This window comes from Blastocatellia bacterium (genome assembly GCA_025055075.1).
Classification (GTDB): Bacteria; Acidobacteriota; Blastocatellia; order HR10; family HR10; genus HR10.
In genome coordinates, this window is record JANWYV010000001.1 from 25,459 (window position 1) to 44,118 (window position 18,660).

Annotated in this window: 13 protein-coding genes and 1 tRNA gene; 6 read left to right on the plus strand and 8 right to left on the minus strand. The window is 60.2% G+C overall.

The genetic code is table 11. From position 1 onward, the window contains the following. Positions 1–21: 21 nt before the first annotated feature. Entirely contained in the window at positions 22–3,630 is a 3,609-nt protein-coding gene (gene dnaE, locus NZ746_00120) for a DNA polymerase III subunit alpha (protein MCS6815764.1), read from the minus strand. A gap of 200 nt (positions 3,631–3,830) precedes the next feature. Between dnaE and NZ746_00125 the strand changes: the two genes are divergently transcribed. After that, a complete protein-coding gene (locus NZ746_00125; GenBank protein MCS6815765.1) occupies positions 3,831–4,169 on the plus strand; it encodes a P-II family nitrogen regulator in 339 nt (112 codons plus the stop codon). Positions 4,170–4,218: 49 nt separating this feature from the next. Here the strand turns inward: NZ746_00125 and NZ746_00130 are convergent, their stop codons facing one another. The 4 genes from NZ746_00130 to NZ746_00145 form a co-directional block, all read right to left on the minus strand. After that, positions 4,219–5,001, minus strand: a complete 783-nt coding sequence (locus NZ746_00130; protein ID MCS6815766.1) for an enoyl-CoA hydratase-related protein — start codon at positions 4,999–5,001, stop codon at positions 4,219–4,221. 83 nt (positions 5,002–5,084) lie between these two features. Further along, complete coding sequence (locus tag NZ746_00135) at positions 5,085–5,975, minus strand: 3-hydroxybutyryl-CoA dehydrogenase (protein ID MCS6815767.1); 891 nt, start codon at positions 5,973–5,975, stop codon at positions 5,085–5,087. Positions 5,976–6,081: 106 nt separating this feature from the next. Further along, entirely contained in the window at positions 6,082–7,434 is a 1,353-nt protein-coding gene (locus tag NZ746_00140) for a carboxypeptidase-like regulatory domain-containing protein (protein MCS6815768.1), read from the minus strand. 12 nt (positions 7,435–7,446) lie between these two features. Continuing rightward, the gene (locus NZ746_00145) at positions 7,447–8,628 is read right to left on the minus strand and encodes an acetyl-CoA C-acetyltransferase (protein ID MCS6815769.1); all 1,182 of its coding nucleotides are present in this window, start codon (positions 8,626–8,628) and stop codon (positions 7,447–7,449) included. Positions 8,629–8,849: 221 nt separating this feature from the next. Between NZ746_00145 and NZ746_00150 the strand changes: the two genes are divergently transcribed. Next, positions 8,850–11,243: a TonB-dependent receptor gene (locus tag NZ746_00150; GenBank protein ID MCS6815770.1), complete on the plus strand. Its 2,394-nt coding sequence runs from the start codon at positions 8,850–8,852 to the stop codon at positions 11,241–11,243. Between the two features lie 339 nt (positions 11,244–11,582). Beyond that, positions 11,583–13,829, plus strand: a complete 2,247-nt coding sequence (locus NZ746_00155; GenBank protein MCS6815771.1) for a carbohydrate binding family 9 domain-containing protein — start codon at positions 11,583–11,585, stop codon at positions 13,827–13,829. Between the two features lie 402 nt (positions 13,830–14,231). Here the strand turns inward: NZ746_00155 and NZ746_00160 are convergent. Continuing rightward, positions 14,232–14,308 (minus strand) — tRNA-Met (locus NZ746_00160). Positions 14,309–14,792: 484 nt separating this feature from the next. On the opposite strand from NZ746_00160, the gene NZ746_00165 reads away from it, so the two are divergent. The 3 genes from NZ746_00165 to NZ746_00175 are packed head-to-tail and all read left to right on the plus strand — an operon-like array spanning position 14,793 to position 17,660. Further along, entirely contained in the window at positions 14,793–15,599 is an 807-nt protein-coding gene (locus tag NZ746_00165; protein MCS6815772.1) for a hypothetical protein, read from the plus strand. Between the two features lie 43 nt (positions 15,600–15,642). Continuing rightward, positions 15,643–16,704 carry a butyrate kinase gene (gene buk / locus NZ746_00170; GenBank protein ID MCS6815773.1) on the plus strand — a complete coding sequence of 354 codons (1,062 nt, stop codon included), beginning with the start codon at positions 15,643–15,645 and terminating at the stop codon, positions 16,702–16,704. After that, entirely contained in the window at positions 16,701–17,660 is a 960-nt protein-coding gene (locus tag NZ746_00175; GenBank protein MCS6815774.1) for a phosphate acyltransferase, read from the plus strand. The genes buk and NZ746_00175 overlap by 4 nt, the downstream gene beginning before the upstream one ends. A gap of 12 nt (positions 17,661–17,672) precedes the next feature. On the opposite strand, the gene NZ746_00180 is transcribed toward NZ746_00175, so the two are convergent. Further along, on the minus strand, positions 17,673–18,050 hold the full coding sequence (locus NZ746_00180) for a hydrogenase maturation nickel metallochaperone HypA (GenBank protein MCS6815775.1): 378 nt from the start codon (positions 18,048–18,050) through the stop codon (positions 17,673–17,675). A 35-nt stretch (positions 18,051–18,085) separates the two neighbouring features. After that, positions 18,086–18,652: an archaemetzincin family Zn-dependent metalloprotease gene (locus NZ746_00185; protein ID MCS6815776.1), complete on the minus strand. Its 567-nt coding sequence runs from the start codon at positions 18,650–18,652 to the stop codon at positions 18,086–18,088. Between the last annotated feature and the right edge of the window lie 8 nt (positions 18,653–18,660).

The following is an 18,660-nucleotide window of genomic DNA, read 5'->3' on the forward strand; positions in this document are numbered from 1 at the left end:
AGGTCGTTCGCCCAACGAACCTCACGGCCGACGCCCGTTCACGAGCCGAATCTCGCAGCTGCCGAGATGCCGCCGAATCTCCGCAAGCGCCTCGGGCGATGGCGTGATCTTCACGAAGGGGTTCGGTCGGACCCGCACCAGAATCCCTCGCGCGCATTCGACCTCGAAGAGGACGTCGGTCGATCCTCGATGACGATCGAGGACGCCGTAGAGCAGGTCCACTTTCGCTGGTGTCACGGTCTCGGATTTCACCCGAATGATCACCAGTTTCGTCATGCGCGTTTTCAGGTCTTCGAGTGTCAGGATCTCTTCGGCGACGAGTGTCGCCGCGTTCTCCTCCAGTTCGAGCTTGCCGCGCACGACCACCAAGGCATCGTCGCGCAAGAGACCGTTCGCTCGGCTGAACGTCTCAGGCCAGACGAGGACCTTGAGCGAGCCATATTGATCCTCCAGGGTGAAGATGGCGAAGCGATCGCCGCGCTTGGTCGTCTTGATGGCGAGCGCCGTGACGATGCCCGCGATCGTGATGGTCCGACCGTTCAGAGCTCGCGGTCGCGAGAGATGGGAGGACGATAGGGCCTTATCGGCGTCCGACTTCTCTTCGGCCTCGGGATCTGACAGTTCGCCATCCGACGCGTCCTCCTTGAAGTCGCCGACGCCGAAGAGTTGCTCGGTCGTCGTATCGGTGTAGAGCGCGATCTCCTCGGCGTATCGTTCTAGAGGATGTCCGGTCACGTAAAAGCCCAAGGTCTCTTTCTCTCCGGCCAGGCGTTCTTCCAATGGCCATTCGGGAAGATCGGGGAGCGGAGGCTCCAAATCGGACGTCCCGCCTTCGGCCGAAGGGGCGAAGAGCCCGAACTGTCCGATCTCGCGCTCGCGTCCTCGTCGAGCGCCATACTCCAACGCGCGATCAATAGCGGCGAAGAGTTGGCTACGACGGGCTCCCAGTGAGTCGAACGCTCCGGCCTTGATCAAGCTCTCCAAGACGCGCCTGTTCAATACCCGCGGATCCACGCGCGCGGCGAAATCGAAGAGCGAGCGAAAAGGGCCTCCAGCTTCACGAGCCGCGATGATCGCTTGTACGGTGGAGAGACCGATCCCCTTGATGGCCGCCAACCCGAATCGAATCTTCTCCCCTATTGGCGTGAAACCCTCGCGACTCAGATTCACATCGGGCGGCAGGATCTCGATGCCGCGCGCGCGCGCCCGGTTGATGTACTTCACAACCTTATCCGTGTTGTTCAGCTCGTTGGAGAGGACGGCGGCATAAAAATACGTCGGATAGTGCGCCTTGAGATAGGCCGTCTGGTACGCGAGATAGCTGTAAGCCACCGCGTGCGATTTATTGAACGCGTAGTCGGCGAAGCCTTCCAGTTGCTGCCATAATTTCTCCAATTTCGCCCGGTCATGACCGCGCGCCATCGCCCGTTGCAAGAATGCTTCGCGATGGCGATCCAATTCCTCTCGCTTCTTCTTCCCCATCGCGCGACGAATCAAGTCGGCCTCCCCAAGCGAATATCCGGCGAGCTTTTGAAAGAGGGCCATGACCTGCTCTTGATAGATCGGGATGCCGTAGGTGCTTTCGAGCACTTCTCGCGCTTCGGGGAAATCGTAAGTGACGCGCCGCCGGCCCTGCCGCCGCTCGATGAAATCCTCCACCATGCCGCTGTCGAGCGGCCCCGGGCGGTAGAGGGCGTTCAGGGCGACCAAATCCTCGAAGCATTCGGGCTTCAATCGTCGGCACAATTCCCGAATCCCCTCTCCCTCGAATTGAAAGATGGCATCGGTATCGCCCTCGGCGAAAAGCTCCAACGTCTTCTTGTCTTCGAGGGGGATCTGCGAGAGATCGAGCCGTCGTCCTTCCGCCGCCTCGATCATCTTCACGCAATCGTCAATGATCGTGAGCGTCGTCAGAGCGAGGAAGTCCATCTTCAGCATCCCCGTCTTCTCCAGGTCCGCCAGAGCAAATTGCGTGGTGATCTCGCCCTTGGGCGTCTTGTAGACGGGGATAAGGTCGTGCAGGGGGTAAGGTGAGATCACAATGCCCGCCGCGTGGATCGAAGCATGGCGCGCGCATCCCTCCAATCGGCGGGCCAGATCAATGAGTTCGCGCACCTGCGGGTTCTTCTCGATCAGCTGTCGCAGCTCGGGCGTCCGCGCGATGGCTTCCTCGATGCTGACGTTCCGTCCCCGAACCGGCGGAGGGATGAGCGAGGCGACCTTCTCCACGTCGGCATATTTCATGTCGAGCGCGCGACCGACGTCCTTGATGACGGCTCGCGAGGCGAGCGTCCCGAAGGTGATGATCTGGCAGACGTTCTCCCGCCCATAGAGCTGACTCACATAGGCGATCACCTCCGGCCGCCCGCGCATGCAAAAATCAATGTCAATGTCGGGCATCGTGACGCGCGCCGGCGAAAGGAAACGCTCAAACAGCAGATCGTACTGGATGGGATCCACATCGGTGATCCGCAAACAATACGCGACCAAACTCCCGGCGGCGCTCCCTCGTCCTGGCCCCACGGGAATCCCCCGTTGCCGCGCGTAGCGGACCAGATCCCACACGATGAGGAAATATCCGGCGAAGCCCATCTGCTTGATCGTCTCGATCTCGTACTCCAGGCGCTGTTCATAGGCCGAGAGGGGATGCTTCAATTCGCCGCGCGCCGCTTTCTCACGCCATTGCTCCATTCGCTCGGCGAATCCATCCCGCACGACCTTCTCGAAATAACTTTCGGTCGTGAACCCCTCCGGAACGGGGAAGACGGGCAGATAGCCAATGCCTGGCGGCTTGGGCAGCTCTAAATGGCACATCGCGGCAATCCGCACGGTGTTCCGAAGCGCCTCCGGGAACTCCGTGCCAAAATGCTCCCACATCTCCTCGGCCGATTTGACATAGAGCTGGTCCGATTGGTAGCGCAGCCGGTTCGCGTCTTTGATCGTCTTCCCTGTCCCAATGCAGAGGAGCACGTCATGCGCGCGCGCATCCTCGCGCGTGAGGTAGTGGCAATCGTTCGTGACCACGAGCGGAATGCCCGTCTTCCTGGAGATCTCATTGAGCATTCGAATGACGTCGCGTTGTCCCGGAATCCCGTGATCCTGAATCTCCAGGTAATAGTGGCCCTTGCCGAAGATGTCTTGAAACTCGGCAGCCTGACGCACGGCCTCATCCATTTTCCCCTGAAGGGCGAGCGCTGCTGGAACGCCCGACAGGCAGGAGGAAAGCGCAATAAGCCCCTCATGATATGTGGCGAGCAGCTCTTTATCGAGACGCGGTTTGTAGTGAAAGCCCTCCAGATAGGCGAGCGAACTGAGTTTGACGAGATTGCGATACCCCGTCTCGTTCTGCGCGAGCAAGATGATGTGATAGATCGTCCTCTCCGGACCCGCCGACCGCTCTCGCCGATCGCCGAGCGTCAGATACGCTTCCATCCCGAGGATCGGCGTGACCCCGACCTCCCTCATGGCGTGATAGAACGAGATCGCCCCGAAGAGATTCCCGTGATCGGTCATCGCGACAGCGGGCATCCGCAGCTCCGTCATTCGACGCGCGAGAGCCCCGATTTGAATCGCCCCATCGAGCAGGCTGTAGTCTGTGTGCAGGTGCAAGTGCACGAATTCCTTCGCCATCGCCCTGCCCCCCAAGCCCATGTGTTCGGCGGCCTCTACTATACCAAAGTCTTGTGGTCGGTCGTCAAGGAGCACTTGACGAGCTTCTCCGCCCTCTTGGCATCGCGGCGAAGGCTTGTGAGCTATTGGTGGACGCGCTAGCATTGGTTGCTCGACGGCGAGCGTTCGAGCGATAGCCTCCATGTCGAGTGGCGAGGATTATGAAATGCGTCATCGCGTTCATTCAACCCCAGCATGTGGAGCGGGTCCTTGAGGCCTTGGATCGTCTCCCTGTGCGCGGGCTCTCGCTCACTGAGGTTCGCGGGTTCGGTCGCGGGCGGGCTCAACTTCTGCGCGAGAGCCCTTCCGGGACCGTGCGCCAGTTCAGCGCGAAGGTCCGGTTGGAGATCGTCTGCCGCGATGCCGAAGCGGAGACGATCGCTCGGACGATTCAACAAGCTGCGCATACGGGACGTCCCGGCGATGGGAAGATCTTCATCGCCCCTATCGAGCGAGCCATCAGCATCGTGACTGGGGAAGAGGACGACGCCGCCCTGTGAGCGCGCGAGCTTCGCCGCTCTTCGCGGCCGAAGTGTCAAGCAAGAGCGATCAGCGGCCTTTGAATTGAGCCGGCCGTTTCTCTAGAAACGCGCGCGTCCCCTCGCGGAAGTCCTCACTCGCGGCACAGAGCCCGAACAATGTGGCTTCCAGAAGGAGCGCTTCCTCCAACGGCATTTCCAATCCAGCTGTGACAGCCTCCAAGCAAAACCGAACGGCCAACGGAGCGTTACTGAGGATCTGACGCGCGATCGTCTCAGCCGTCGGCAGCAACTCCTCGCGGCTTGTGACGCGATTCACCAGACCGAGCCGATAGGCCTCTTCGGCGGAAATCATCTCGCCCGTCAACAGCAGTTCCAATGCGCGCCCCTTTCCGATCAAGCGAGCCAGCCGCTGCGTCCCTCCATAGCCGGGGATGAGCCCGAGCTTCACCTCGGGTTGCCCCAGCTTCGCGTTCTCCGAGGCGATGCGAATCGTGCACGCCATCGCCAGCTCGCACCCTCCACCAAGCGCGTAGCCGTTGATCGCCGCGATCACCGGTTTCCCCAACCGTTCGATGAACGAAAGCAACTGTTGCCCGAAGCGAGCCATCGCTCGACCGCCGATGGGCGTTTGTTCGGCCAATTCGGCGATGTCCGCTCCGGCCACAAAGGCCTTATCTCCTGCTCCCGTCAGGATGACGACGCCCACGTCATCGTCGTGAGCGATCTCGTGAAAGACGGTCCATAGCTCGTGCACCGTCGCCGCGTTCAAGGCATTCAGTTTCTCCGGCCGATTGATCGTGACATAGCCGATTCGCTCCCGCTTCTCGTACAGGAGATATTGATACGCCATACGGCCCTCCTTACCTGCTTCCCACGCCAATGCCGACATTGGTCTCGGCTCTCTGCCCACGGAGGGTCGAGGCCGAGATCCGCTCATCGCAGCTTCATCGGCTTCGGATTCTTCGGATCCGTGTAGTCGTAGAAACCGCGTCCCGTCTTCCGCCCATGCCATCCGGCGAGCACCATCTGCTTCAAGAGGGGCGGGGGCGCAAAGCGCGGATCCTTGTACTCCTCGTACATGATATTGGCGATGTAATAGGTCGTATCCAAGCCGACGAAGTCCAAGAGCGTGAATGGCCCCATCGGATGATTGCAACCGAGCTTCATCGCCGCATCAATGTCCTCGATGGACCCGACGCCTTCTTCAAGCGCGCGCACGGCATCTATGAGGTACGGGACCAAGAGCCGATTGACGATGAATCCCACGCGGTCCTTCGCGCGCACGGGCGTCTTCCCCAAGCTCTTTGCGAATTCCGTGGCGCGCGTGATAACCTCCTCATCAGTGAAAAGCGAGGGAATGATCTCCACGAGTTTCATCAGGGGCACGGGATTGAAGAAGTGCAAACCCAGGAATCGCCGTTGACGCTCGGGCGTCAGAACGGTCGCCATCTCGGTGATCGAGATCGAGGACGTGTTGCTCGCCAGGATCGTCTCCGGTCGACAGATCCGGTCCAACTGCGCGAAGAGGTCCTTCTTCGCTTGAATGTTCTCGATGATCGCCTCGACGACGATATCGCAGTCGGCGTAATCCTCCAGGCGAAGGGTTCGCTTCAACCGGGCGAGCGTCTGCTGTTTCTGTTCAGCGGAGATCGTCCCCTTCTCGACGAATTTCGAGAGCGAATCCTCGATGCGACCGAAGCCTTTTTGCAAGATCTCCTCCGAGACATCAGAGACGAGTGTCTCATATCCGGACATGGCGGCCACTTGGGCGATGCCCGAGCCCATGAGGCCACAACCGATAACGCCAACCGTTCGGATCGTCATAGCCTTATCCTCCTTCGTTCGCGACTTCTCCCATTGTGCACGCAGCCTCGCTCCGATCGGTGCGGGATCGATCGGAGGCGAGAGGCTTTCCGCTGATCTTCGGCTTTCAGAATGACGAATGCCGACGGGCGCGCAGTCCCGACGGCAGCGTGGGGGAAGGAGTCGGCGGACAAATCGTGATTTGGTACGCCCTCCCGCTGAGGAGACGAAGCCGATATCGTCCTTGCGCGTCGGCCTCCGTCGCTGCGGTGAAAGCGGCATTTGGCGTTCCACTGAGCGTGCTCGTAGTAGCGAAGACGAATGCGCGAGCGACCGGCTGGCCCCGTTGATCGGTGATCCGTCCCGAGAGGGTGACGAAAGAGGGAAGCGAGGGCAGAGTGAAATTCTGCGTCGTGTCCGCCGTGAGCGCGCGTTCGAGGAAAGAAAAGCTGAGCCTGGGATTCGTCTCGTCATTGGGATCGAGATCTACCTCCGCGTTCAGCCGATACGTTCCCGGCACAAGCAACAGCCGATACGCACCCGTTGCGCTCTCTTCGGGGATCCGGGTCATCGCAGATACCACGGGGAGGTCAAACCTCACCGCCCCACTCTCACAAGCCCACTCGGCATCCGAAGGGAGCTTTGCGAGATCCGCTGTCGCGATGGCGATCACTTGGGCCGGGACAGCGGGCGACCCCGTCGCTCGCGTCACCCTTCCGGAGAGTTCGATCGCTGCCGGGAGCGTGAAATCCCGCGTGCTCGAGGCGCTCACGCTAATTTGCCCTAGGCGAACGGATGTCCAATCCGCGTCCTCTCTCTCGGGATCGGTGATCCAGGCCGTGACCGTATACGATCCGGGCAAAAGTCGCGCTCGGTATGTCGGATCAAATGGCACCAGTGCAGAGACGTTTCCATCAGCAGAAGAAAAGAGGAGGAAACCTTTCGCGGGAAATCTGCCGGCGCTCGTAATCCGACCCGAAAGGGAGATGAGCCCCGGAAGTTGAGGGGGCGTGATGTCCAGCGTGCGATCGGCCGTGATCGCGACCGTCCGAGAGAGATCCGAAACGACCTGCAACACTGCGCCCTCGCCCGCCTCGGAGTCCTCGAGGATCAAGCGTCGAAAATACAACCGATAATTCCCAGCCGGGAGCACAATCCGATAGGCCGCCGTCAGACCAGCGATGGAAAAATCCACCGTGATCTCTCCGGAGAAGGTGCGGTCGTTGGATCGCGCGAGCACCGCACTCCCCATGACCGAGAGGGGATCGTCCACCAGGATCTTCCCCGAGAGGACGAATCCGCTCGGAAGCGCGACATCGAGCGTGGTGTCGCGCGTCACATCCACGTCCGTTCGCCGAGCCCCTAAGAGCGATCGTTGAGCTTGGGCGAACGCCCCGATGGAACAGTAGAGGAGAATGAGGCTGCTGATGAAAAGCCGGCGCACTCGTTCATCTCGTTTCGAGCGTCTTCGATCGTGCATAGATCAGCTCCTTTAGGCGAAGGCTTCGACGATGAGCGCGATGCCTTGTCCTCCACCGATGCACGCGCTCGCAAGTCCGTATCGTTTTCGACGGCGACGCAGCTCCAGAAGCAGCGTCAGCACCAGCCGCGTGCCCGTCGCCCCCAAAGGATGGCCGAGCGCAATGGCCCCGCCGTTGACGTTCGTCCGCTCGCGATCGAGCGCGAGCGCCTTCTCCACGGCGAGATATTGCGCCGCAAAGGCTTCGTTGATCTCGATGAGGTCCATATCCTCCAGCTTCAATCCGGCTTTCTTCAAAGCCTGTTGCGAGGCCGGAACCGGACCGATGCCCATAATGGCTGGATCAACGCCTACAATGCCCCAGGAGACAATGCGTCCAAGAGGCTTCACCTCACGGGAGCGAAGTGCTTCTTCATCTCCAAGAACAACGGCCGCGGCCCCATCCACAATCCCCGAAGCATTCCCCGCCGTCACACATCCATCGGGGGAGAAGACGGGCTTCAATCGGGCGAGCGCTTCCAGCGTCGTATCCGGACGCATGTGATCGTCGAAGTCAAAGAGTTCACTCCCTTCTTTGGTCTTCAGCTCGATGGGAACGATCTCCTCGCGAAACTTCCCGGCCTGGCGCGCGGCAGCCGCTCGGCGCTGACTGAGCAGGGCGAACTCGTCCTGTTCCTCGCGCGAGATGTTCATCCGCCGAGCCAGATTCTCCGCCGTCTGCGCCATCATGTATCCGCAAGAGCTGTCGTACAAAGAGGCCCAAAGGTAATCCTCCAACTGCGCATGACCGAGCCGCACGCCCCACCGTGCACCGCGCACAACATACGGTGCTTGGGACATAGATTCCATCCCTCCGGCCAGAACCAAATGCGCTTCTCCTAGGAGGATCATGTGAGCGCCGCTGATGATCGCTTGCATGCCCGAACCACATAGCCGATTGACCGTCAGGGCTGGACGATCAATGGGCACGCCCGCCTTCAAACCCACATGCCGCGCCCCGTAGATCGCGTTGCTCGACGATTGAAGGACGTTGCCAAAAATGACGTGATCAATCTCCTCAGGAGCGACTCGCGATCGGTCGAGGGCGGCACGCGCTGCGATCGCTCCGAGCTCGATCTCCGTGAAATCCTTGAGTCGTCCTCCGTATTCTCCCATGGGCGTTCGAGCGCCGCCCAAGATGAAGATGTCTTTCATCATCGCTCTCCTTCCACTCGCGCGGTTGCTAAGCTAACAGACGTGAGCAGCGATGTCAAACGCGTCGCTTCTTCCGACCGGCGGAACTCGCGTCGCTCGTCAGAAAAGGGGATTGACAGCGGGACGGATTCGGGCTATAATCCCCTCCTTGGAAATTGAAAATGGTTTTCGATTTCTTAAAGCGCGAAACCGCGCCGATCAATTCGCGAAGGAGGGGAGTTATGTCTCGAATCTGGGGGATCGTGGGGCTCATGGGATGCCTAGTCTACGGGGTCGGATTCGCCCAAGGACGTATGGGAGCCATCGTGGGGCGTGTGACCGATCAGACGGGAGCGATCGTCCCCGAGGCCATCGTCCAACTTTGGGAGCCGACCGCTGGCATTCATCGCATCGCTCGCACCGATGGCATCGGTGATTTTGGCTTCGACCATCTCAATCCCGGGCGCTATCGGATCCTCGTCTCGGCCGATGGGTTTGCCTCTCAATCTCGTGAAGTCGTCCTCGCGGCCGGAGCTCGTTTGGAGCTGACATTCGTGCTCTCGCCGCGGCCGATCGCGGAGGAGGTCGTCGTCTTGGCGGGGACCATCGTGGATACGCCGGAGACGCTGCGGCGAATTCCCGGATCGGTTGAGATCCTGGATCGGCAAGTGCTCGATGCGAGCCACGTTTTCACGATCAACGAAGCTTTGCGTAAGGTCACGGGCGTGTTCGCGCGCGACGAGGAGGGGTTCGGCCTGCGCCCGAATATCGGCATTCGCGGGCTGAATCCCACGCGCTCGACCAAGGTGTTGCTTCTCGAAGACGGCATCCCGCTGACCTATGCGCCCTATGGTGATAATGCCTCGTACTATCATCCGCCGGTGGATCGGTTCGAGAGCATCGAGGTCATCAAAGGATCGGGGCAAATCCTCTACGGTCCGATGACCATCGGCGGCGTTATCAACTACATTACGCCGAATCCTCCCGAGAAATCACGCGGCGCTCTGACGCTCATGGGGGGCAATCGTGATTATCTCGACGGGCACCTCAGCTATGGCGGGACGTGGGGCGGCACGGGATTACTCCTCGATTACATGCGCAAGCAGGGCGAGGGCTCGCGCGACAACACGCGCACGGGGCTCAATGATGCGAACCTCAAGCTCGTCACTGCGCTCGGCTCCAAGCACGCCTTGACGATCAAGGGCAATTACTACGGCGAGAACTCGCAGGTGACCTATTCGGGTTTGCGGCTCGACGAATACCTCGCCAATCCGCGTCAGAATCCCTTCCTCAATGATCGCTTCGTGGGAGATCGGTACGGAGCGTCCGTCACTCACGCCTATATCCTGAAGAACGAGGTTGTGCTCACGACCAGCCTTTACGGCTCGATGTTCTTCCGTGATTGGTGGCGACAATCGAGCAATTCCAATCAGCGCCCGAATCGGCGCGGCGATCCCGGTTGCCGCGGCATGGAAGATCTTCTGACGACTTGCGGTAACGAAGGGCGATTGCGCAAATATTACACCTGGGGGATCGAGCCGCGCATTCGGGCCTTCGACCGAATTCTCGGCATTCGGGGCGAAACGGAATTTGGTTTTCGCGCGCACTTCGAGCGGCAGGATCGTAGACAGATGAACGGCCAAGCGCCGACGGCTCGCACAGGCGCACTGGTCGAGGACAATGAACGGAAGAACCAGGCGTACTCGGGCTTCATTCAGCATCGGTTTCTGCTTGGCCGGTGGACGCTCACGCCGGGCCTGCGCCTGGAGCACGTTCGCTATGAGCGCACGAACCGGTTGGCTAATCGCGGCGCGGGCGCGACTGGGCGCACGCATCTGACGGAGGTCATCCCGGGCATCGGCATTACGTTCGCTCCGGCGTCTCACACGACGATCTTCGGCGGGGCGCATCGCGGATTCGCTCCACCGCGCACCGAGGACATTATTGACAATGCGGGGGGAACGATCGATCTCGATCCCGAACGGAGTTGGACCTATGAAGTGGGCGTGCGAAGCTGGCCCGTCTCCGGCCTGAAGCTGGAGGCGACGTTCTTCCGCATGGATTTCGAGAACCAGATCGTTCCGGCGAGCGTCGCTGGCGGCATCGGCGCAACGTTCACCAACGCGGGAGAGACGCTCCATCAGGGGATGGAATTCACCGGCCGCGTGGATATGGGCTCGCTACTCAACATGACGCACAACGTCTATGTCCGCACTGCTTACACCTATATCCCGACGGCGAAGTTCGTCGGCCGGCGATTCAGCAGCATTCCGGGATTCAGCACTGTGAGCGTGAGCGGGAATCGGCTTCCCTATGCGCCGAAGCATCTCATGAATTTCCAGCTCGGATATGCGCATCCGCGCGGATTGGACGCGCTCCTGGAGGCCGTTCATGTCAGCGATCAATTCGGCGACGATTTGAACACGATCGCGCCGACGCCCGACGGTCAGCGAGGGCTGTTGCCCGCGTATACGATCTGGAATCTGACGCTGAACTATCGCGTGGAATCGCGCGGTCTGACGTTCTTCGTTACGGTGAAAAACCTCTTCGATCGCTTGTACATCGCTGACCGAACGCGCGGGATTTTGCCAGGCCCCCCGCGACTCGTGCACGGCGGTTTGCGCTTTCAGTTTTGAATAAATCGCGAGGGGGGAGCCATTCGCTCACTCATTGTGGCCCCTACCACGGGTGATCCTCACAACCGGGGTAGGGAATCCCCCCTCGCCGGGTGATCTTGCTGAAGCGTTCGCGAGCGATCGTTCCTTGTCGCACTCGGGAGCAAGGCCTCCATGTTGGCGAGAGGTCGCTTCGTGTGAAGTCTGTCGTTCGCCTCTCGCCCTCAGTCACTCCATGAGTCATGAAAAACGAGGGTTCCCAAACGGGCTCGGTTGACGACGGAGCTGGTACCTGCTCATACTTTTTCCTGTGGATCGTATGTCGGTGACAAGCTCGAGTCTCTTGAGGGAGAGTGCGGTGTGGGACGTCCGCGTGGTTATGTAGGACTCTTGGTGGTCGCGATCCTGGCTTTCTTTGGCCACGGGCTGGCGGAGCAGAATCGCACGATGGAATCCGGTCATCCTCCCTTACGCGTCGCTACGATCCGGCGGTTCGATGCTCAGGTGAAAATTGATGGTCGGTTGGACGAGCCGGTATGGGGCGAGATCGAGCCGATCCAGGATTTCACCCAAACGGAACCCGACGAGGGCAAGCCTGCGACCGAACGGACCGAAGTTCGGATTTTTTACGATCACAACAAGCTCTATTTCGGCTTTCGGTGTTTTGACTCGGAACCGAACCGGATCATCGCTCGCCTGGATGCTCATGATGCCCGTACTTTTTCCGACAGCGTGGATATTCTCTTGGACACGTTTCATGATCTTCGCACGGGCTATTTTTTTAGCGTCAACGCCCGGGGGGTTCAATTCGACGCCATCGTGTCGGAGACGACGGGGGGCGGCTCCGGTTTTGGTCTGTATGACGGAACGTGGGATGGGTTGTGGGAGAGCGCTGCGACGATTGATGAACTGGGTTGGGTAGCAGAAATTGCCATTCCGTTTAAGATCCTTCGATTTCCTCGAAGGTCCCCGCAGACATGGGGGATGAATCTCGGTCGGGTGATCGTGAGAAAGAATGAGGTCGTACGTTGGTATCCGGTCGCCCGATTTGATCGAGTGATGAAGCCGTCCAAGTCGGGCGTTCTCCAGGGGCTGACTGAGATTCAGCCCGGACGCGATCTGGAGATCATCCCCTTCACCCTTCAGCCAGGGCGGTTTCGTACGACCATTCCTACAGTCTCTGGCTACCATCCGACCGCCGGAGTGGATGTGCGCTATGGCCTGACGGCCAATCTGAAGGCGAATCTGACGATCAATCCCGATTTTGCTCAGACCGAGGCTGACGAGATCAACATCACGCTCTCCCGCTTCGAGCTGTTCTTCCCGGAGAAGCGGGCGTTTTTCGTCGAAGGGTCGAACTTCTTCCGCACGCCGCTTCGACTCTTCTTCTCCCGGCGAGTGGGCCTGCGAGTGCCTGATGGATCGGAGCAGCGCATCGCCGCCGGAGCAAAAATCACTGGCAAGATCGGACGATACAACCTAGGTATCCTTGAAGCCCGCACCCGCGATCAGTTTTTCCTCGATCCCAGCTCAGGCCAGAGACGGCTCAGTCCGGGGGCCAATTTCTTCGTCCTGCGCCTGCAGCGCGACATCTTTGAAAAATCGGCGCTCGGATTCATCACCGTGAATCGAGATCAGCCCGAAAGCGACTTCTCCCATTCGGTGCGCGCTCATGGAATTGATCTCTCGCTTGCCCGAGGCCGACACATCACTTTCTCCTCGCAGGTGGCGGTGAGTCAAAATCCGGGCGTGCGGGCGAGCTTGCTCGAGCAAGCTGGGGCGATTGCCGCGTTCCGCTATGATTCCGATAAGTTTGAATACGAGGTTGAGGCGAAGTACCTGGGTCGCGATTTCGATGTCAGCGGCATCGGCTTCGAGCCTGAGACAGGTCGCGTGAGCGGACAGATGAGTTTTACCTACAAGCCTTTTCTCAATCGCTTCGGCATCCGGCAGATCTTCCTGGAGCCCAACTACGATCACGTCGCTTTGGTGACGGGCGAGCACGACGATTCGGGCGCCGATCTGCGCCTGCGGGTGCAGTTCAAAAACTTCTGGTCGGCGCGGGCCGTCTATTCCTACGACCGGGTGCGATTCTATGAGTTTGTTAATCAAAAACGGCTCAACCGGATGAGAGTCTACATCATGCCTCGCGTCATCCTGGGCCTGACGACCAACGAAAATCGGCCGATCTCGCTGAGTCTTCAAGTTGTTCGGCGAAAGTTCGTGGACTTTCGCGACAACTATTACGGTCGGGTCTGGTTCTACGAAATGGGATTGAATGCGCGACTGGCCGGGCGCACCAAGCTCGAACTGCGGGGCCAGCTCTTCCGCGAGTCTTTCATGAACGGAAAACTGGAGGAGAATCGCAGTCTCATCCTAGCCCGTATTGGTCACCAATTCACACCCAAGCTGCGCGCCCGGGTGCTCGCCCAATTCAACAATGACAATCGGCGCAACCAGTTTAACCTCAATTCCCTCATCTCTTACGATTTCACTGCCCGCAGCGCCCTAGCCATCGGCTATAATGCCGAGACGATTTCCCCGGAACGACGCTTTCACATCGGGCGCGAATTCTTCGTGAAATTCTCCTACGTACTGGCCTTTTGAAGAACCTGGGGGGCAACGAGAGGGCGACGCGCAGAAAGCCAAGGGCTTTGCGGTGGGGCATCCACGAATGCGTTGGGCTCGGGAAGTGGTTTCGACCTGGCACGTAGGCTTGTATCTCACAAGGCATAAACCAGCAGACCTGAGGATGGGGTGGAGCCGAATAGTACCAAACGCTTCCCAATCGCCCCGGCGCTGGATGATTGGGGACGGATTCGGCGTTCAGGGGCCCCATCTCGGTATGATGTGGCGCACGGCGAGATTCGTCACGTCAAAGCTCAAGACGCTTACGGCGGGTGTGGCGGTCATTCGTCTGACACCAGCCGGTCGAATCTGCTCTCCATTGTGCATGGGGACATGCGAAAGGGAACGCGAAATCTGGCGCTGCGAGGCCAAAAAAAAAGTTGGTTGCGGGGGCGGGATTTGAACCCGCGACCTTTGGGTTATGAGCCCAACGAGCTTCCAGGCTGCTCCACCCCGCGTCTGATGTTTCCATGACGGAATTATAGGAGTGGCCCCTTCACCTGTCAAGGAACGAGGAGCGTTCAGGCGCTGCGAACACTCACGCGGCGGGGTTTTTAACCCACTCCGGGGATTTTCCCCGACCTGAGAGAAATCCTTCGCGTGCTCCGAGCGTTCCATTTGTGGGTGAGGCTCCCTCGAACTGTTGGATGAGGAATCGAATGGCGGTCCTGTCAAGGGCCAGCCGTGGCGTCTCAACTTCGGCACAAGGATTGCTACATCGTCATTGAGAGAGGAGTGTTGGTGAGATTATGTGGGGTGAGTTTTGCGCGAACCGGGATCTGGCAGGGGAGGAGAGGGCCTGCGCGGCGACGTTCGTTGAACGCTGTCGGCCATTCTCGTCGAACCCGTTCGTTGTGGACTCCGCGTTGATTTCAGCTCTGGGAGCGCGCGTCGGTGCTCACAGAAGTGGAGCCCACAACGTCTCGGATGGAGGAAACGATCATGCGGATCCTTGTCTTCGTTCTCGGTCTTGGGATCGGGGGTGTGCTTCTTGGAGCGCACTCGGGGATCTCATCCCCTTTCGGGGGCGGGCCTCAATCGCCGAATAGTTGCGTGAATTGTCATCAGGGGATCACGGCTCCGCTTGAGCTGAGCCAACGTTACTACGATTGGCATCTCTCGATTCACAAAGAGAAGGGGGTCACCTGCGATGCTTGTCATGGGGGCGATCCGCAGGCGCGGGCGGCTCAAGAAGCTCATCGTGGGGTATTCCCCTCATTTGATGAGCGGAGTCGCGTATATGGGAAGAATCAGATAGAGACTTGCGGAGTGTGTCATCGGGAAGTGCGTACCGCTTATGCGACGAGCGCACATTATCTGAAACTCAGCTCGGCTGGCCTTGGACCCTTCTGCAGCACGTGCCATCCCGACATGGCGAACGCAACGGTGCGCAGCGCTACCGACATCGGCGCGCTTTGCAACCGATGTCATGGCACGGAAGGTGGGCTTTTGCCACCGAATCCGCAGATTGTGAAGAGCGCACAGGAGACGCTGCTCAGCCTCAGCCGGGCCAACGGCGTGATCATCTGGGCGGATCGCCTCGTCGAAGCGGCTCAGGAGAAGCGGCTTGATGTCTCCGGAGAAATTCGAGATTTAGAAGTCGCGCGCAAGCTCCTGGCGGAAGCCAAATGGGAGTGGCATGCGTTCCGCTTCGAGCCCGTGCGGACGAAGGCCAATCGAGCGTTCGAGCAGGGGACCAAGGTGAAGGATCGGCTCATGCAAAAGGTCTATCCGGGGCCGCGCCTATAGGTTGCAACGGTGCGACCACGAGCTCGGGCAGGGAGAGCGGGCGATGAAGATCTTCGCCATTAATCCCGGATCGACTTCGACTAAGATCGCGCTCTTTGAAGACGAGCGCTTGCTGCATGAGGAGACGATCACGCATCGGGTCGAAGACCTGGAACGATTCGCCACCTTATGGGAGCAACTTCCCTGGCGGCGCGAAGCGATCGCGCAAGCTCTCGAGCGATGGGGGGAGCGTGGCGAGAGAATTGCTGTCGTCGTCGGGCGTGGGGGACTCCTGAAGCCCGTCGAGGGCGGCGTCTACCGCGTCACTGAGCGCATGTTGGAGGATGCACGCCGCGGCGTTCAGGGCGAGCATCCCTCTAATCTCGGGTGCGTGCTCGCTTGGGAGTTCGCTGAGCGATGGGGAGCCTTAGCCGTCGTCGTGGACCCAGTCTCGGTAGACGAATTTGAACCCTTGGCGCGCTATTCGGGACACCCGCTTATTGAGCGGCGGAGCCTCTCGCATGCGCTCAGTGCGCATGCGGCGGCGCGGGCCATGGCTGCGCGGTTGGGAAAGCCCCTCTCGCAGACGAGCTTCGTCATCGCGCATTTGGGTGGGGGAATTTCCGTGGCCGCCGTTAGAGGCGGACGCATCGTGGATGCGAACGACGCTTCCAGCGACGGTCCGTTTTCACCGGAACGTACAGGCTCGCTCCCGCTTCAACCCTTCATCACGCTGTGCTTCTCCGGGAAATTCACCGAATCGGAGATGCGGCGTTTGGTCATGGGGCGCGGCGGACTCGTGGCGTATCTGGGGACGAATGAGGCGACTGAAGTTGAACGCCGCATTGCCGAGGGGGACGCCTATGCCCGCGAGGTCTATGAGGCCATGGCCTATCAGATCGCGAAGGAGATCGGCGCGATGGCGACTGTGCTGCGAGGGCGTGTGGATGCGATCCTCTTGATCGGAAGCTTGGCGCGCTCGACGCTCCTGACCGATTGGATTCGCGAGCGCGTCGCGTTCATCGCCGAGGTCGTCATCCTGCCTGAAGAATGGGAGATGAAAACAATGGCCGAAATGGCGCGGCGCGCGCTCATGGGGGAAGAACCGGTGAAGGAGTACGTATGAGCGGCACGATGATCACGTGCCTCGATGATCTTCTGGAGCATGCTCGGCGTCTTCCGCGACAACGCGTCGTCGTCGCCGGTGCTGAGAATCGCGCGGCATTGGAAGCCGCCGTGGAGGCGGAGTCGCGCCTGCCTCTCGAGAGCGTGTTCGTTGGAGATCCCGATCAGCTTCAGGCCACGGCGCGTGCACTCGGCCTTCCAGGAATTCCTGAAGCGCGCCTGATCCCGGCGTGCACATCGGAGGAGGCCGCCCGCCGGGCTGTCGCCGTCGCCCGCCAGCATGGAGGGATTTTGCTCAAAGGCTCTCCCGACACGAGCACGTTCCTCAAAGCAGTTCTCGATCCCCAGGAAGGCGTGCGCACCGGTCGCGTGTTGAGCGACGTGTTGCTCTTCGAGGATCCGGTGCATCACCCGTATCGCATGCGCATGATCACCGATGGGGGAGTGATTCCGAACCCCGATCTCTCGCAGAAGATCGAGATCATTCGGAATGCCGTCTCAGTAGCTCACGCCTTGGGATGGGAGAGGCCGCGTGTCGCTGTGCTCTCAGCGACGGAGAAGATCCATCCGGTGCTCCCCTCGACTCTGGAGGCGGCCATCCTCGCGAAGATGAACGAACGCGGGCAAATCCCCGGATGCGTGATCGAGGGGCCACTCTCGCTCGATCTCGCCATCTCCCCGGAGTCGGCCGCGATCAAGGGGGTGACGTCTGCCGTGGCTGGTCACGCCGACATTCTCGTGTGCCCGAATATTGAGGTGGCCAATATCCTGGCCAAAGGGATCATCTATTTCGCCGGGCGTCGCGTCGCGCATGTGGCCGTTGGGGCCGCCGTGCCGGTTTTGATCCCCTCGCGTTCGGATCGTGCGGAGGCAAAACTCCTTTCGATCGCGCTCGGGATGCTCATGAGCGCGTTCGAGGCGGCGGGCGTAACACCCAATGGGCCTTCACGCGAGTGAGCGCCCTCGCCCTCACGCGTGCGAAGCGTTGGAGAAATTCACGACCGCCGCGTTCTTCCGGCGGACATCTAAGATGGCGAATTCCCCTCCGCCGAGCACTTCGCCGCCGAGCGCCCCGCAGCGCGGGCATTCGCCGAGGGCTTCGTCGGAACGAAACGTATGATGGCAGAGGGTGCATCGAAAAGTCATTGGGACGATCTCCAACTCCAAGCGCGCGGCTTCGACCGGAGTCCCCAGCGTCAAGCGCTCGAAGGCGGCGCGAAAGCGTTCGGGTGCCGCACGCCCGATCCCTAGTCGCACGCGCACGCTCATGATCTTTCGATACGGATCGGTCGCGAACGCCTCCTCGAGGCGCTCCAGCAGGGCATGGATCAATGCGACTTCTCGCATGGTCGTCTCCTCATCGCGCCTTACGACGGGCAAGATCACGAGGCCTTCGGCGCGCTCGCCAGGCGCGCGATGGCTTCTCGCACGATGCGCCCGCAGGAGGCGCAGAAAGCGTTTGATTTCAAATCCACGTGCTCGATGGAATTCGAGAAGTGCATGACGCACTCGAAATCCGAACAGTGGACGAGACCGAATGTATGGCCCAACTCGTGCAAGGCTTCCTTCTCGCACCGCTCGAAGAAGAGCCGACGGTCTTCCGGCAGCCCGTAAAACCGTTGATCGAGGCGATAGATTGAGAGCACGGCCGCCGTTCCGCCAAGCTGCGCCTCGCCAAAGACGAACGTGAGGATGGGGATGAACAAGTCCACATCCGTCACGCCGAGAACCTTCGCAGCCGGATTGCGGTGCCCGCGGATCAACTGCGCGAGCAGCTCCGTCGAATGGTACTGTTGCCGGAGGGGATGATAGGCCGCTTCCAGCTCGACGGGATGATTCCGAATGTGACAAGACACCGGGAGCGTCTCCGGCAGGACGAGCGCGAGGAAGTCGAGGACTTCCGCGTCCACGTTCCCAATCGGAACCAGTTCGATGAGCGCGCGCCCCACGGCCTCTC

Bases quoted from the DNA above. Each gene is read 5' to 3' on its own strand.
- NZ746_00125 (MCS6815765.1), top strand. From the start codon at position 3,831: ATGAAATGCGTCATCGCGTTCATTCAACCCCAGCATGTGGAGCGGGTC.
- NZ746_00165 (MCS6815772.1), top strand. From the start codon at position 14,793: ATGCGGATCCTTGTCTTCGTTCTCGGTCTTGGGATCGGGGGTGTGCTT.
- dnaE (MCS6815764.1), bottom strand. From the start codon at position 3,630: ATGGCGAAGGAATTCGTGCACTTGCACCTGCACACAGACTACAGCCTG.
- buk (MCS6815773.1), top strand. From the start codon at position 15,643: ATGAAGATCTTCGCCATTAATCCCGGATCGACTTCGACTAAGATCGCG.
- NZ746_00140 (MCS6815768.1), bottom strand. From the start codon at position 7,434: ATGCACGATCGAAGACGCTCGAAACGAGATGAACGAGTGCGCCGGCTT.
- NZ746_00180 (MCS6815775.1), bottom strand. From the start codon at position 18,050: ATGCGAGAAGTCGCATTGATCCATGCCCTGCTGGAGCGCCTCGAGGAG.
- NZ746_00145 (MCS6815769.1), bottom strand. From the start codon at position 8,628: ATGAAAGACATCTTCATCTTGGGCGGCGCTCGAACGCCCATGGGAGAA.
- NZ746_00130 (MCS6815766.1), bottom strand. From the start codon at position 5,001: ATGGCGTATCAATATCTCCTGTACGAGAAGCGGGAGCGAATCGGCTAT.
- NZ746_00135 (MCS6815767.1), bottom strand. From the start codon at position 5,975: ATGACGATCCGAACGGTTGGCGTTATCGGTTGTGGCCTCATGGGCTCG.
- NZ746_00175 (MCS6815774.1), top strand. From the start codon at position 16,701: ATGAGCGGCACGATGATCACGTGCCTCGATGATCTTCTGGAGCATGCT.
- NZ746_00150 (MCS6815770.1), top strand. From the start codon at position 8,850: ATGTCTCGAATCTGGGGGATCGTGGGGCTCATGGGATGCCTAGTCTAC.